Source organism: Agarivorans sp. TSD2052, assembly GCF_023238625.1.
In the GTDB taxonomy this organism is placed as follows: Bacteria; Pseudomonadota; Gammaproteobacteria; order Enterobacterales; family Celerinatantimonadaceae; genus Agarivorans.
In genome coordinates this window covers 3,231,692-3,247,368 of record NZ_CP096670.1, presented here as the reverse complement: position 1 = coordinate 3,247,368, position 15,677 = coordinate 3,231,692, and the positions used below count along the sequence as shown (strand labels likewise).

General features: G+C 45.4%; 13 protein-coding genes. 7 read left to right on the top strand and 6 right to left on the bottom strand.

What is annotated here, in order from left to right; all coding sequences use genetic code 11:
- Positions 1–265: 265 nt before the first annotated feature.
- The 5 genes from M0C34_RS14720 to M0C34_RS14700 all read left to right on the top strand — a co-directional run bounded on the left by M0C34_RS14720 (position 266) and on the right by M0C34_RS14700 (position 6,350).
- Positions 266–2,302, top strand: coding sequence for a methyl-accepting chemotaxis protein (locus tag M0C34_RS14720; protein ID WP_248712433.1), 2,037 nt, complete (start codon positions 266–268; stop codon positions 2,300–2,302).
- 294 nt (positions 2,303–2,596) lie between these two features.
- The gene (locus tag M0C34_RS14715; RefSeq protein ID WP_248712432.1) at positions 2,597–2,947 is read left to right on the top strand and encodes a hypothetical protein; all 351 of its coding nucleotides are present in this window, start codon (positions 2,597–2,599) and stop codon (positions 2,945–2,947) included.
- A 36-nt stretch (positions 2,948–2,983) separates the two neighbouring features.
- Positions 2,984–5,065, top strand: coding sequence for a protein-disulfide reductase DsbD family protein (locus tag M0C34_RS14710; RefSeq protein WP_371923076.1), 2,082 nt, complete (start codon positions 2,984–2,986; stop codon positions 5,063–5,065).
- A 3-nt stretch (positions 5,066–5,068) separates the two neighbouring features.
- Positions 5,069–5,863: a DsbA family protein gene (locus M0C34_RS14705; protein ID WP_248712431.1), complete on the top strand. Its 795-nt coding sequence runs from the start codon at positions 5,069–5,071 to the stop codon at positions 5,861–5,863.
- Positions 5,853–6,350 carry a protein disulfide oxidoreductase gene (locus M0C34_RS14700; RefSeq protein WP_248712430.1) on the top strand — a complete coding sequence of 166 codons (498 nt, stop codon included), beginning with the start codon at positions 5,853–5,855 and terminating at the stop codon, positions 6,348–6,350. The genes M0C34_RS14705 and M0C34_RS14700 overlap by 11 nt, the downstream gene beginning before the upstream one ends.
- A gap of 34 nt (positions 6,351–6,384) precedes the next feature.
- Here M0C34_RS14700 and M0C34_RS14695 read toward each other — a convergent pair whose 3' ends face one another.
- The 4 genes from M0C34_RS14695 to M0C34_RS14680 all read right to left on the bottom strand — a co-directional run bounded on the left by M0C34_RS14695 (position 6,385) and on the right by M0C34_RS14680 (position 9,273).
- A complete protein-coding gene (locus tag M0C34_RS14695; protein WP_248712429.1) occupies positions 6,385–7,203 on the bottom strand; it encodes a substrate-binding periplasmic protein in 819 nt (272 codons plus the stop codon).
- Between the two features lie 90 nt (positions 7,204–7,293).
- Positions 7,294–7,827 (bottom strand): dihydrofolate reductase family protein, encoded by a 534-nt coding sequence (locus M0C34_RS14690; protein ID WP_248712428.1) that lies wholly within the window; start codon positions 7,825–7,827, stop codon positions 7,294–7,296.
- A 44-nt stretch (positions 7,828–7,871) separates the two neighbouring features.
- A complete protein-coding gene (locus M0C34_RS14685; RefSeq protein ID WP_248712427.1) occupies positions 7,872–8,504 on the bottom strand; it encodes a glutathione S-transferase in 633 nt (210 codons plus the stop codon).
- A gap of 241 nt (positions 8,505–8,745) precedes the next feature.
- Positions 8,746–9,273 (bottom strand): isochorismatase family protein, encoded by a 528-nt coding sequence (locus M0C34_RS14680; RefSeq protein WP_248712426.1) that lies wholly within the window; start codon positions 9,271–9,273, stop codon positions 8,746–8,748.
- Positions 9,274–9,647: 374 nt separating this feature from the next.
- Between M0C34_RS14680 and M0C34_RS14675 the strand changes: the two genes are divergently transcribed.
- Entirely contained in the window at positions 9,648–9,887 is a 240-nt protein-coding gene (locus M0C34_RS14675) for a hypothetical protein (RefSeq protein WP_248712425.1), read from the top strand.
- A gap of 113 nt (positions 9,888–10,000) precedes the next feature.
- On the opposite strand, the gene M0C34_RS14670 is transcribed toward M0C34_RS14675, so the two are convergent.
- The gene (locus tag M0C34_RS14670) at positions 10,001–11,461 is read right to left on the bottom strand and encodes a DUF3360 family protein (protein ID WP_248712424.1); all 1,461 of its coding nucleotides are present in this window, start codon (positions 11,459–11,461) and stop codon (positions 10,001–10,003) included.
- Positions 11,462–11,845: 384 nt separating this feature from the next.
- Here M0C34_RS14670 and M0C34_RS14665 point away from each other — a divergent pair, with 384 nt between their 5' ends.
- Positions 11,846–14,425 carry a DUF294 nucleotidyltransferase-like domain-containing protein gene (locus M0C34_RS14665; protein ID WP_248712423.1) on the top strand — a complete coding sequence of 860 codons (2,580 nt, stop codon included), beginning with the start codon at positions 11,846–11,848 and terminating at the stop codon, positions 14,423–14,425.
- A 335-nt stretch (positions 14,426–14,760) separates the two neighbouring features.
- On the opposite strand, the gene M0C34_RS14660 is transcribed toward M0C34_RS14665, so the two are convergent.
- Entirely contained in the window at positions 14,761–15,636 is an 876-nt protein-coding gene (locus tag M0C34_RS14660; RefSeq protein WP_248712422.1) for a LysR family transcriptional regulator, read from the bottom strand.
- Positions 15,637–15,677 lie beyond the last annotated feature (41 nt).

Below are 15,677 nucleotides of genomic sequence, written 5' to 3'. Positions count from 1 at the left end.
TTGCTTGGTACGTTTTTTTGCCTACCTTTGCACCTTTTTTCGTAAATTCATCAACAAATTATCAGTGCTTTTTGTGACACTTATCGCGGACTAAAATATTGAAGAAACCGCCATAAAGTGCCTGTGCTGGGCCATTGTTGATATAAAACAAACAAATCTCCTATCCGCTAAATCGGTCGTTTACTTCACTAATCGAATTATTTAGATTACTTTTATAGATATCTTGTTGACTTTTTAGTCAGCCCGTTTGTTAAAAGGAGTTAACATGATTAACGGATTTAGGAATAAAAGTATTTCGCTGCAACTACAGCTGATCATTGGGCTGGTCGTTTTGCTGGGTTTAGCGGCTATGGCGAGTTTGGTTTATAACAAAGCATCAAAAGCCTTGTTTGAACAAGCGATGGTAAATCATGAATCTAAGGTTCAAGCCGTGGCTTCATTGGTGGCGGGTCAGTTTGCTTCTTACCTAGAGCGGGCGCATGACTTAGAAGCTTCATTTCGTAATGGCTACGTAAATGGCTTGGCAGTGGCTAACCGTGAAGTAGATTTTCAGCAATTTAAAGTAAAAGACCTGCATGTGCGAGGCGCGTCACTCGTGGGTAATAGCCGCTACGTAGACCGATTTACCCAAGATACTAGCGCAGTGGCGACGTTGTTTAGTGCGTCTGGTGATGATTTTGTGCGGGTGGCCACCTCGCTAAAAGATAACCAAGGCGAACGGGCTGTTGGTACGCGTTTAGGCACCAATCACCCAGGATATAGCACGCTAATCAGTGGTAAACCTTATCATGCTAAGGTGTCACTGTTTGGCAAAGAGTACCTCACCTATTATTACCCGCTTAAAAATGAACAAGGTAAAGTCGCCGCTTTAAGTTTCATTGGTGTGCCCATCGACAGCGTCACTACAGAGATTTTTAGTAATCTTTCGCAAATTAAATGGGGTGATACTGGTTACACCATCGTGGTAGATAACAACCCTAACAATTTACTTGGAGACTACCTGCTTCACCCGCAAATTGAAGCGGGAAATTCGATTATCGATCGCACAGACTTTAATGGCGATAAACCTTTTGCCGTGCTATTTGAACAAAGCAGCGGCAGGCTGATATATCCTTATCAGTATCAAGGCACGGTGGGTGACAAATACTTAGTATTTGCAGATGTACCCGGCTGGAACTGGAAGGTATTAGGCGGCACCTTTGTTAGTGAGGTCACCAAAGCTAGCCACGACTTGTTGGTTATTATTCTGCTGGTATCGGTCTCTCTGGCGGTTTTTGTCGTGATTGCACTGAGCCTATTTGTTCGCCGTATGACCAAACCTATTGAAGAGTTAAGCGCTAATATGCAGCGTATGGGGGCCGGGGAGGTCAGCGTTAAAATTGCCCAGGGTAACCACCAATCTAACAATGAAGTGCAGCGCCTTACCGCGGGTGTTAATCAAATGGCGAGCAAGCTTAATGTATTGGTGGGCAATATTCGCGCTACCAGTGAAGACTTACAGGGCAAATCTACCAGTGTATATTCAGATGCAGAAAGCAGTTTGGTGCAGTTAGATAACCAGCAGGCTCAGGTGGACCAAGTGGCTGCCGCCATTGAAGAAATGTCATCTTCGGCGGCGTCAGTCGCGGAGCAAGTAGAAGATATTGCCAATAGCGTAAGGGCTGCTGATACCAATAGTCAGCAAGGGGCAGAGTTGGTTGAGCGAATGGTGAGCGAGATCGATTTACTTAATCAGCAGTTGCATTCTTCTGCTGAAGCCATTGAGTTAGTGGGCAAAGAGAGCAACAACATCCAAGATGTGACTAAGATGATCAATGACATTGCTGATCAAACTAACTTATTGGCACTGAATGCCGCTATTGAAGCAGCGCGAGCTGGCGAGCAAGGGCGTGGTTTTGCGGTGGTAGCCGATGAGGTAAGAACCCTCGCTCAGCGCACTCAAGAGTCGGTTAAAGAGGTTGAAGATATAATCGGTAAACTACAAAGCAGCACCAATAATGCCGTTACCTTGATGGGCGAGAGTAAAAAACGCGGCGAGTTTTTCACCGAGCACGCCGCTAAAACCGGCGAAGCGCTAAACGGAATTACCCAGCAAGTGGCAACGATAGCGAGTCAATCTGAAACCATCGCCGCCACTACCGAGCAGCAGTCGCAAGTGTCCCAAGAAATTGCCGCTAATGCATCGCAAATTAGCTCTCTCACCAACGATAGCCGGGATACCGCCGCGCAAACCGCCAGCAGTGCGACCCATTTGCAAAGCTTGTCTTTAGAGCTTCGTCAACAAATGGCGCAGTTTAGCTAAGTGCTTATCACTCGAGTAAGTACTGCTTGCTCGAGTGACTTCCTCTTTCAATACTTACAGGCCTAACGCTGATACCTGCATGAGCTAACCTAGCGCTGAAAAAGGTCTGTATAGGCAGGTGTTTAAGCTCATCGCTAATGGCATTATTCAACATCTCTCCGATCACTAAATAAGCAGGAAATTTAATGCGTGGTTTCCTGTTCTAATCTCATTAAGCGCAATAATCTACGGGTTTTGCTTGTAATCAATCAGTGGTATCAGTAAAAAGTAGTCATTACATCGTTAACCCAAATTATGTTGTTTAAACAAAGCCAATATAAAGCCCGAGTGAGTTTACTGCTATTAGCCGCGTTGCTAGCTGTGTGCGTGGCTAAAAATGTTGGGCTTAACTTTGCTTGCCCCAATGCGCACCTAGTTAGCAATGACCCGCTAAGCAGCCAATTGCACAGCAATGAGAGTTGTCAGTTTGCCGAACATTTATTAAAGCAACATGTGCAAACCCTAGAACAGCTGTTTGTGGTGGTTTTATTTTTGTCGATAAGTTGGGTAAGCGTGCTTTGCGTTACTTGCTACCGACCATTGGTTAAACCCAGTATTCCGCCGCCGCGGCGACTGTATCTTAGAGAGTGTCATTTTCGAGAGTAAAAACGAACGCATTTTTCGCGTTTACTTTTTTAATTTTTGGAGATGATATTGAACACATTACTACGAATAGCGCTGCTATTTAGCTTATGTTTATCTAGTTTGGCTTTTGGCCAAAGTAGCGGATGGTTAAGCTCGCCACAGCACCCGCCTGCCCAAGTGCGGCTAATGTTAACCGGAGAACTAGACGCCGACAGCAAGCGTTTACCAGCAGTGCTGCAGGTGAAACTCGCTGATGACTGGAAAACCTATTGGCGCTCACCCGGTGAGGGAGGGATCGCCCCCAGCATTAGTTGGCAAGGCTCTACTAACTTTGAATCTGCCGAGTGGTTTTGGCCAGTGCCAGAGCGCTTCTCACTACTCGGCTTGCAAACCTATGGGTACCAGCAGAATGTCGATTTTCCGCTACTGCTCACCCTTAACTCATTAACCGAAGCCACCACGCTGCGAGGCGTACTCACCTTATCCACGTGTACCAATGTTTGTGTGCTCACCGATTACCCGTTTTCGCTGGCTTTTACGCCAACCAAGCTGCGAGTAGACAGCGAAGCGATGTACTTCTACAACAAAGCGAAAGTGGCGGTACCACTAGTGCTTGATGGCAGTGCTAGCGAGTTTATATGGGATGCAAGCCAACAGCGTCTGCAAGTAAACCTTGTTAGTGATGCGCCGTGGCAGCAGCTCCAAGTAGTGGTAGATGGTGACCCCGACACCACCTTCAAGTTACTTAACTTGGAGCCTCAGTCAGATGGTTTAAGCGCGTTTTTTAGCGCTGAAAATTGGCTAGGTGAACCACAGCTGTTGAATAAAACACTGAGCTTAACGGTTTTTGATAAACAGCAGGCTTTTGAATATCAAGCAGAGGTACGAGCAGGCTCGGTAGTGCTTGAGTCGGTATCTTGGCTTAAATTATTGGTGTTTGCCTTATTGGGCGGCTTAATTCTTAATATTATGCCCTGTGTATTGCCGGTGCTTGGCATGAAACTTAGCTCGGTTATTGCCGCACCTCATCAACAGCAAGGGACAATCCGTAGGCAGTTTATGGCCTCTGCTGCCGGCATTGTTGTGTCGTTTTGGCTATTAGCTGGCTTCGTCTTGCTGCTCAAGTTTAGTGGCCAGGCGGTGGGCTGGGGCGTGCAGTTTCAGCAGCCCTGGTTTATTGCCTTTATGGTCTTAGTGACCAGCTTGTTTGCCTTTAACATGTTGGGCGCGTTTGAAATAAGCCTACCTTCAACTTGGCAAACCCGGCTAGCAAGCATCGGTGGAAATGGCTATGTAGGGCACTTTCTACAAGGCATGTTTGCTACCTTGTTAGCAACACCATGTAGTGCGCCGTTTTTGGGTACCGCAGTGGCTTTTGCGTTAGGGGCTGACAGCGCAAGCTTAGTGGTTGTGTTTACCGCATTGGCGATAGGCATGGCCTTGCCTTGGTTATTAGTGGCTACATTTCCTAAGCTTGCTCAAGTCTTGCCTAAACCGGGTAAATGGATGGGCTTGGTGAAACTGATATTTTCACTGATGTTATTTGCCACCAGTTTATGGCTAGTAAGCTTGCTGGCTAATTTTGTGGCGATGCCAATAGTGTTGAGTTTGATAGCAGTATTGGTGCTGTTATTCATCTTGTTTGTAGCCAAGCAACACGGCGCTAAAGTATTGCTGATAAGCCTAAGCGCTATGGTGTTATTGGGCGGGGGAATCGCTTTAATAGGCGCAATGACCAGTGAACAATGGGCTAAGGCTTTACCTACCGATCTAGTATGGCAGCCGCTTCAGCATAGCAATATTCAGCAGCAAGTCGCTCAGGGCAAAGTGGTGTTTGTTGATGTGACAGCAGATTGGTGTATTACTTGTAAAGCCAACAAAGTGGGAGTGACCTTACAAGATCCTACTTATAGTTTGTTAAAGCAGCCGTCTACCCTATTAGTTAAAGGTGATTGGACAAAGCCCTCCGCGGTGGTGAGCGAGTTTTTACAAAGCTATCAGCGCTTTGGCGTGCCATTTAATATTGTATACGGCCCCGCTGCCCCAGAGGGCATAACGCTTCCCGTAATCTTAAGCCACCAAGCGATAGAGCAAGCCTTTGCTCAAGCCGCTGGTGCCGCTGGTCTCATTCAGGAATAAATAATGATTAACACGACGATTCAATACACGGTTCATCGTTTTCGCCCTTGGCTGTTTAGTCTGTTACTTATCGGCATGTTTAGCCCTTACGGGCATGCTGAAACGTCCAGTTTTAGCGACCAACAGCGCGCCGAACTAAAAGTGCTGATCCGAGATGCCATGGTGCAAGATCCCGAGATTTTGCGTGACGCCATTATAGCTTTTCAAGCCTACCAAGAGCTGCAACAGCAACTAGGCGTAAGCGGAGTAATCAAACAGCAAGCCAATAACTTGTTTACTAACTCAAATGACCCATGGATGGGCAGTGATAACCCGACAATTACCCTTGCTTATTTTACCGATTTTAACTGTCCATACTGTAAGCGGGTAGAGCCTTCATTAGCGAAGTTAGTGGAAGAGTTTCCGCAGCTACGGGTGGTGATTAAAATGGTACCTCTCTTGGGGCCTAGCTCTGAAGAAGCGTCGTTATTTGCGCAAACCATATGGTTAGAGCAGCCGCAGAAATTTATGGACTTGCATACTAAATTGATGGCTAGCCCAAGCCGTTTAACGAGTGAGTCAATTGCCAACGTCGCTAAGCTTACTGGCAATCAACAATGGTTAACGGCCGCTAAGCAGAACCCACAAGCTAAACAAATCTTAGATGACAATCTGCAGTTAATGACCCAGTTGAACATTGGTGGTACACCAAGCTTGGTATTTAGCGACAGCTTGATCCCTGGTTTAGTGCCTTATGAGCAAATTAAGCAACAGATTGAGCTTGAGTTAAAAGGCTTGGAGGCCGCAAATGAAGAGTAAACTTTGGAGCGGCTTAAAACAGCTATTGTCCATGCTGTTTTTTGTTACGGTGGTGAGTATTGGCGTTGATTTGTGGCGTTCTCAAGATGTGCCAGAGGGCGAGCTGCCGCAGTTAAGCGCGCTGAGCGTAGCGGGAGAACACATAGATTTACAAGCCTTAAGTAAAGACCAACCGGTGCTCCTGTACTTTTGGGGCTCGTGGTGTGGGGTATGTAACTTTGTGAGCCCCGCAGTAAACACGTTGTCTAAGCATTTTAATGTGGTCACTGTCGCGCTGCGCTCGGGCGAGCAGGCAAAAATGCAAGCTTACTTAAACCATCATAACTATCAGTTTAATGTAGTGAACGACCCGCAATCGAAACTGGGTGCACAGTGGGGCATTTCGGTAACGCCTACTTTAATGGTCATAAAAAACGGCGAGTTAAAACACTATACCGCTGGGTTTACTACCTTACCCGGTATGTGGTGGCGAATGTTAATGGCCTAAGCGTATAGCCATAAGTTGTTACTCAACGCCGCAGCTAATTAGCTGCGGCGTTGCTGTTTTTAGGTGCGGAAAAGTCATGAGTAATTAACTCTGCTTGATCAATGATATCTTGATAAGCTCCCGATTCTTTTAGCTTTTTTAAGCCACGGTTAAATGCGGCTAACAGTTGCTCGCTACGAGACGGCTGGTGTTTAGAAAAAATAACATGGGTGTAGGTTTGTTGGATGGGCTTAGGGTGGTGAGTGAACAAAGCCGCTTGTTCTGCCGAGAAGTGTTGCTTGATCAGTTGATGACCCACGTGCACGTCGGAGGGAAACAAACGGATCCGATTTATTAGCATTTTCTTCAGGTTTAATAAATCTGAAGAAACATATTCTACATCTATTTCACCTTTCTCTGCCGCTAAATCAAATTCATAGCCATAGGTGTATTGTTCACTCGCGCCTATTTTAAGCCCCTTGAAATCACTCACAGTTTGCCAATCAAAAGGGGCGCTTTTTAAATGAAAAATAACCTTATTGTGCCAAAATACAGGGTCACTAAATAATACTTGCTGGCCTTTAGCCGGCGTTTTAGCCCACGTTAATGAGCCATCGGCTTGGCCCTGTTCCACATACATGTAAGCTCTTGCCCAGGGTAAAAACTCATATTGTACTTGATAGCCTTCAAGAGCAAAGGCTTGGCGAACTATCTCAGAGTAAAAGCCTTGATGCGGTAAAGATTGCGAGGTAAAGGGAGGCCATTCTCCGTTAGTAAGGGTAATGATTTCACTACTTTGGGCAGAGTTAACCACCGCACTTAAACTGATAAGTGCAGCAAAATAAAGCCTGCGATAGCAATATTTAATAGCCAAACTGAGTCCTTACTAAGCAAGATTAGTGAAGCCCATTGGCACTAATTAAAACATCAATTGCCTACCATTTGTAGTTTATTTTTTAACCAGTTATTGTTCGCGAATATAGTGGCTTTGCACGAGTTGGTCTAACAGCACGCTGGTTGATTGATGTTTAAACGCTTTGCTCATCGGTAAATCACCAAATAGCGGCGCTCCGCCACCTAGCAATATAGGGAAGCGAGTCAGAATCATTTCATCGATTAAGTCATTAGCTAAAAATTGCTGAATAGTCAGGCCACCATCAATATACAAGTTGTTATAACCTTGTTGGTTGAGTTGTTTGACTAATTGCTTTAGTTCGCCGTTTATTAGTGTTACTTCGCCAGTAAAGCCTTCTGGTAGGCTTGTAAGGCTATTGCTTAAAACCATAACGGGTTTGCTGTAAGGCCAATCACAATCAAAACTCATTACCTTCTCAAAGGAATGTCGGCCCATCACGAGGGCATCAATTGAGTCGATGAACGGCTGATAACCGAGATCTAAACCTTGGGGGTTGGGCACACTGTCTAGCCAGTCTAAGCCCTGATCCTTATCAGCGATAAAACCATCTAAGCTAACGGCAATAAAAACGAAATTAGGCATAGGCTCTCCAGTCAAATTGACTATGTTTGTAAAAATAGCTGTTATTAAGGAAAGCGTATTTCTTGCTGGCTGTCTAACCACGTTGGGTATTTTTGCATGATTGAGCGAAACAATGCCGAATCAATAAAGTGTTTTAGCCATGCTTGTAAATAAGGGTAAGGCGCTTGCTCAAACCACCTAAGATCTACTGAGGCAAACTGACGAATAAACGGCAAAATGGCCATGTCGGCAAGGCTTTGTTGCTCGCCCATTAAACAGCGTGTTTGGCTTAGCTGTTGTTCAATTTTTTGTAGAAATGCTTCACCTTGTTGGCGGTAATCTTGGGGGCTTTGCTCTGGAAAACGTACCGCATATTTGTATTTATCTAATAAAGGTTTGAACTGCTTATCGTTTTGCTCAATCCATTGCAACATGCTTGGATAATCTGGCGCTAACCAAGCTTGCGGGTCGGCTTGTTGTAAGGCCCACAGCATAATATCAACGCTCTCATCAATCACGTTGCCTGATTCAAGCTGCAGCACCGGCACGGTGCCTTTAGGTGAAATGTCTAGCATCTCACTGGGTTTATGTTTCAGGATGATTTCTCGCAGCAGTACAGGGGTATTACTCACCGCAATGGCTAGTCGAGCACGCATGGCGTAGGGGCAACGACGAAAGGAATAAAGTGTAGTAGGCATAATGGTTATAAGTCATCGATTTATGCAGACCATACCCAGTTCAAGGTTTTCTCGCAAGGCTTTGCTTATACCCGCTTGCTAATAATTGATACTAGGCAGTGGCTTAATTATTGGCCTTATGAGCGCAGAGCGACTCATTGAACGTTCTCTTGATGAACAGGCGTTCGCCGCTTTGCAGCAATCTGGTCATACGATGCGAGAAAACTTGAGCCGGATTGGGTTTTAACGCGGTCGATAAACGTTAAAGTAAAGCGACCGCCTCTGCGCAGCTCATTACTAGGGGAGGGTTGGGAGCAATTAATTGTGGCCAGTTCCAATTAAAATGCTTAATCAGCTGCTCGGCGCTGGCGTGTGGCCTATCGGCGGTGGTGTGGGCATCGGCAATCACCGTGCTGGCTAAGCCTTGGGCAATGCTGCCTTTAATGGTCGAGTCTACGCAAAAATCGGTAGCGCAGCCGCAAATAGCTATGTGCTCTACCTTTAGTTTGGCTAATTGTAGGCTGAGGTCGGTATTGATAAAGGCATCGCAGCAGGTTTTGGCGATCACCAAATCGGTGTGCTCAAGGCATATTTGCGGGATGAACTGCCAGCCATGGCTGTTTGGTAAAAAATCGGCAGCGTCTTGGTGCTGAATATGAATAACAGGCAGCTGCTTTTGCCTAAAAGACCATGCCAGTTGGTTAATATGCTTGATGACTTGATCTGCTGCAAAGCGCTTAGCGCCTTCAAAGCAGGCATTTTGCATATCTATAATGAGTAAAGCCTGCAAATGTCTCTCCTTGATGACTTAACATCTGTAATGCCGTTAAAAATACCGCAATTACTGTTAGGGCACTAGTACTGCATCCCCCTCTTTTACCCCAAACTAGGGTTCTTTAGTTCATCCAGCTCGGAGTAAGGGACTCGCGGTTTGCTCTAAGGCTTACAGAAGACTAAAGCCAAAGCACTTTGTATCAATGACCAGCAAACACTGTTTATGGTTGATTGATGTTTTGCTGAGGATTTTTAGCCGTTCTTTGTAGGCAAATCAATGTGAAGGCGGTGAAAATCATTAATCTAGCAGGCAAGTGTATTGAATAGCAGTGATCTTGATTGAACGGTGGTGTCAATTGAGAAAGGAAAGCAACGAGGTAGATTTAAACAATGGATGGTTTAGCAACAGTGGTTCGTAAATTTCTAGTGGTTGTATCGTTGGCACTGTTTTGCCACAACGCGTTGGCCCTAACTCCAGAGCTAATCAGCGACAAAAGTGCCCGTTGGGAGTTTAACCAAAATACCAATGATCAAAGTATTACCAGCCTATGGACCCAAACCTTAATCGACGGCAGCATCATGGCGGTGTATTACGATGAGTATGCTGACTCACTGAGCTCGACGTTTTAAGGCTAATACAGTAACACCAGCCTGCGCGTTGCAAACCATCAAACAACAAGCCCTGGTTGAATAGAAAAGCCTAGGCCCGCGTAAAGCGGCCTAGGCTTTGTTGTTACAAGCGTTTATGGATTGATGAGTGCCGGAATACCCGGCAACTGGCCAACCGCTGCCAATGAGCCGACACAGATGACAAATGCCGCACCTGGGATCAGGTATTTGTCTTTAAACGACAGCTCTTTAGCGCGTTCGTGGTCACCAATTAAGCCCATGTTATCAAGCAGCATGGTGCTGGCCCAACCAAACACAGGGTTTACAAAAGCACAGGCAAAAATACATATACCAGCACTTAACGAGTCTTTATGCTTATGAATCATTTGCATGCCAGCTTCTAATAAAGGTAAGAATACCCCCACAATTAGCGCAACACGTAGAACCGGCTCCCACATGGCTAAATCCATTGGGTAACCTAGCACTGATGCCAATACACAAAGAAAACCGGTAAGCAAAGCGCCACCAGGAATCGGGCGTTTAGCAATGGCGGCAGGGATCATATAGGTTCCCCATGATGACGCCAGATTACCGCCACCTAATAGCGCACCAACACCTTGGCGAACCGAGGCGCCCATCATGGTATCGTCTACGTCCATTAAAACGCCTTTGGCTTCTTTGGGGTAGTTAAGCTCTTGGAATACTCGGTGACCCAAATAGTCAGGTGACCACATGGCCACTGCGAGTAAAGCAAATGGTGTTACTGCAATAAAATGGCTCAAGGTTGGCCAGCCTAGTTGCCAACCGGTATCTTCACCCCACCAGTAAAAAGGGCTAAAGTGCGGCAGGCCCGGCTCTGTAGTAAAGGCAAAATCGGCCCCTAAAACATAAGCCACAATACCTGCAATGGCAGAACAAAGTGGAATCGCCAACCAGCGTTTATTCACTTTAGCCAAATAGGCGTAAATCAACACTGTAACGCCAATGACTGCAAACGAGATATACCCCTGATCACTGGCCGATGCCCAGCTCTCGGTTTTATTGATTTGCCCAATCAAGCCAACAGCGCCTAGGTAAATCAGTAAGCCCCCTCTAACACCCACCCCGGTAAGGGTCATTAACTTAGAGCCCCCCTTGGTAAAGGCGAGTAATAAGCCGAACACACACACCATTAACCCCAAGGCGAGCGGGTGCCCTCCTGCCGCTGCAATTAGCGGAATTAGCGGAATCATTGGCCCGTGAGTACCGGCGAGGTTGGCGTTAGGGTTTAAAATGGCCGAAAACAAGATAACAAATAGCGCACCGGCAATGAGCAGCTCGTAACGTACGTTTTCAGCAACAAATTCGGCGGAAAGGCCAAACTGAGCCGCAAATGCTGCCACCATGGCGGTAACCATAACCACTTTACCGATGGTAGCGGCAAGGGCGGGTACCCAATCTTCTATCTCAATACTGTAGTCACGAAATGGCAAGTGAATGCCCCAGCGACGAAAGCTCATGATTTTTAGATCGTGATTAAGAAACTCCTCCCTACTGTCAAACTCCTGGGCCTTGCGGCGCATATCGCGGTAAAATTTTTGTTTACTTTTAGACATCTAAGCACTTCCTGTGTGTATTTACGGGGTTTACACTGCGCGGTAGCACCCACTTAAGTTCTGTATGCTCACCTTCGGCAAACACGAGACGACATCCCAGACGTTACAGAGCACCTTTAAACAAGCAGAGTTCAAAGAGGGGTCATGGCAGTTTGATTTTCCCGTAAGGGTAAAAGGTGCAATTTGCACCTGAATATAGAATCCCTTTAGATTTTTGTGAGTGTAAAAGAGCTTAAAAGAGTTAATTTTGATTTAGATAGGGTTATTGGTCGTTGTTCTTTGTTTTTGTATAGGCTTTGATGGTATTTATGATATCGCGCACCTTAAACTAACAGCGATGACTCTGAAAGTTACTCTGTAAAATCAACCCTATAGTCGACTGATATGAAAATTTCTGAACATGCTGATCGCACCGAAACATTATTTGGCCTAAGAGCCGAAGAAATCCATAAATGGATAGATGGATTTTTTGATCATGATGGCTTTGACCATTATATGCGCATGGGCAAGATAGCCAGTTACGACCCTTACGACCATCGCCGCTTTCGCCATTGCAAAGAAGCGCTAGAAGAGGCCTATCAAGAATTTGGCGAAAAATACTCACGTCAGCAAATAAAAAATGTAGTAGAAACCCACATTAAAGACGATTACGACGGCTACCTACCCAGCAGAACGGATTTTGAAAATGGTACCTTCACCGCTAAGTACCACGACGCTCAACACAGCGAAGAAATGGGCTCCATCCTCAGTGCCCAAGAGATGGAAGACTACTTTAACGGCATGGCGGATCGCAGCACCCCCGGTAACAGCTTTGTTAGCAGCTTTGGTTTTCGTATTGTTATCCCAACATTGCTGGCTATTTTACTGTTTATTACCGCCATTGTTTTTGTGATTGTCCCGCAGGTAGAAGGGTCGATGATGAGCCAAAAAAAACTGATGATTAAAGAGCTAACCTCATCGGCGGTAAGCATTGTAGAGCGATATATTCAATTGCAGGAAAGCGGCGAGCTAAGCCTAGAACAAGCCCAAAGCAAAGCCGCAGAAGAAGTAAAAGCAATGCGTTACGGCGAACAAAACAAAGACTACTTCTTTATTACCGACATGCATCCACGCATGATCATGCACCCCTACAGGCAAGACCTAAAGGGCAGGGATCTTACCCGCTACACCGACAGTGAAAACAAAAGTGGTAAGCTGATTTTTGTTGAGTTCACCCAACTGGTAAAAGACCAGCAAGAAGGCTATCTAGAATACTTATGGCAGTGGAAAGATGACCCAAACAAAACCGCCCCCAAGCTGAGTTATGTGCATGGGGTAGCACAGTGGCAATGGATCATTGGTACTGGGGTGTACTTTAATGACGTGCAAAAAGAAATAGACAAGCTAGAGCAAGCCCTGTTCACCACCTTTATGCTAATCACCCTAGGGCTGGTGGCCATCATGTCCTATATCATTGGTCAAAGTAGAACCATTGAAAATAGAAAAAAGCGGGCCGAGGTGGCGCTTCATGAAGCTAAAGATAGATACCGAGCACTGGTTGAATCATCCAATGAAGGTTACATGCTTGAAGCCGATGGCGAAGTGCTTTATGCCAACAATCGGCTACACCGTATGGTGGGCTATTCAGACTCTGAACTAAAAGCAGACAGCATTTGGAACATGCTGTTTCCTGTTTGTGCGCAAAATGCCCGTGTTTTAGCGCACCTAGTACAGCTATTTAAGCACCAGGCCGAAGCCAGTGAGTTTGAAGCGCAACTGCTTACCAAAAGTGGAAAACAGCTCGATATAATTCTTAGTACCTCAAAAATATTCCTCTCAGAAAAAAGCGGGCATGTTATTTCGTTTCGCCCTATTACCCGCAAAATCTATGGCGGGAGTGTTGGGCTAGTGAAAAAAGTCACCGACTATCAACTGCTCACCAGCCGCATTGTTGAGCAAATAGCGCAAAGTAATACTCAAGGCCATGTGGTTGAATCGCTAAACCACATGCCAGAGCTTATCCGTGAAATGATTGATGCGGGTTCTCGGCCAGATAACCTGCGTCGCGCCATTGGCAGCGCTTATGATGCCGCCATTTGCCGATTTATTGATCTCAGTATTGAAGAGTTAGGCGAGCCGCCGGTGCCTTTTTCGTTTATTTCTTTTGGCAGTAACGCCCGTCACGACATGACGCTGTTTTCTGATCAAGATAACGCCATCGTGTTTGAAGCCCCAGCACCAGAGCGACGCAAGTCAACCCAGCGCTATTTTTTGCATCTGGCTGAAAGAGTATGCGGTTTGTTAAATCAGGCGGGGTACAGTTATTGTGAAGGGCTAATCATGGCCACCAATCACCGTTGGTGTTTAACCGTAGAAGAATGGCAAAACAACTTTGAAAGCTGGATCAATAGTGCCACTCCTAGCACAATTTTAGAGCTAAATGTGTTTTTTGATATTCGCTCAACCTATGGCAAAAAAGCCTTGGTTGACCAGATCCAGCAGCACATTAATCAGCTTATCCGCCAGCATCCCTCATTTTTAAGCACTTATGCCAAAAACTGCCTGTCTTACAAGGTTCCGTTAAATAGTTTTAAGCAGATCAAAACCGAAAGGCACGACGGTGAAGCCTCAATCAATCTTAAAGCGTGCCTGCGGCCAATGGAAATTTTTTGTCGCATCTATGCGCTTAAACACGATATTCGTGAATCAAACACCATGGTAAGGCTTAAAAAGTTGGCGGCGGTAAAAGAAATCGACCCGCAAAGCTTTAAAGAAATGGTATATATTTTTGATCACATTTGGCATCTGCGCTTCATGAACCAAATAGTAGAATACACCGACCTTCGCGAAGTGAACGACGTACTGGCCATTAACAGCTTAACCGAGCTAGAGCAGCAAAATTTAAAAAACGTGCTGATGAAAATATCGCTATTTCATAACAAAATTAACCAAGACTTTTTTGGCAGCTCTGCGGGTAAGCTGTGATAGCGCTGGCTAGTAAACCACATTCAATACCGTGCTTAACTAATTGACGATATGCCCCAAATCCGCAAGGCCCTGCTTCATACAACTACACAAAGATGAGTAGCCAAGCCTTTGTGTTTTTTGATAAGTTTATTGATAGAACGAATGGTGGTGGGGATGGTGCCATGGAACACAGGCTCATCTCTCGAATTATCAACACAGTAATCGTGTATCAAGCGAAGTAAAAGAGTACTAATAAGCCACCTATAATAATATCACTGTAAATTATAAAGTTAGTAATGGGTGGCTTGATATGGCTTGGGCAAGCCCCTCCATCTTATGGTAAGTCGATTATGCTAATGGCTCGGTAAAGCCTGTACCGCTTCGATAAACATTTGCATGGCAGGGTTAATGGCTTTTTCTTTCTTCCACACCAGTTCTGCATTCCAATTTGAAAAGGGTTCACTGGGAGCTTGATTGATAACAACTTCGCCATCTGCAAGCGCATCTTCGCAAACAAACTTAGGTAAATGTGCCCAACCTACACCCGCTTTAACTAAACTTAATAATTGAGTTGCGTTATTACATAACATAAAGCGGTGACTGATTACGTCGGCATCACGCATACCTATATCCTGTAAAAAGGAATAACTTAATTGTAGTTTATCGCGTAAATCCCTTGGTTGCGCCGGGTTAGGTAGTTCCCAACGGGCTGGCACAACTCTAATCACTTCAAAGCTATAAGCATTGGCGTGGGTAATTTCAGTAGGAACGTTAATCGTTGATAGCATGATGCCAATATCAGCTTTACCCGACATTATCCAACCTCTGATCTGTAAGGTATCACCATTTAACACTTTTAAACTGAGATAGGGGTAGGCTTGTAGCAGAGCTGATATCTGATTGTCTAATGCAGACTCTACTAAGCTAGTATCGATGGCGATCGTGAGCCTTTCTGGGATCCCCTGCAATAAGCTATCAACCTTAGCGTCAAAATGACTGGCCTCAGATAGCATCGATTTAGCAAAGTTATATAACTGCTCACCATGCTCTGTGACTTCTAGTGAACGTGGATGGCGCACAAATAACGTGAGTCCAGTATCAATTTCTAAATTATTAACCTGCTCTCGTAATGTCGAAACATGTTTACCGATATGACGTGCAGCCTGGGCGACACCTCCTTGCTCAACGGTAGCAACAAATGCGTGCAGTTGCTCTAGTGACACAGCCATAGTCAACTCCTTTATGAGAGAGGGTTAATACCTACTCTTAG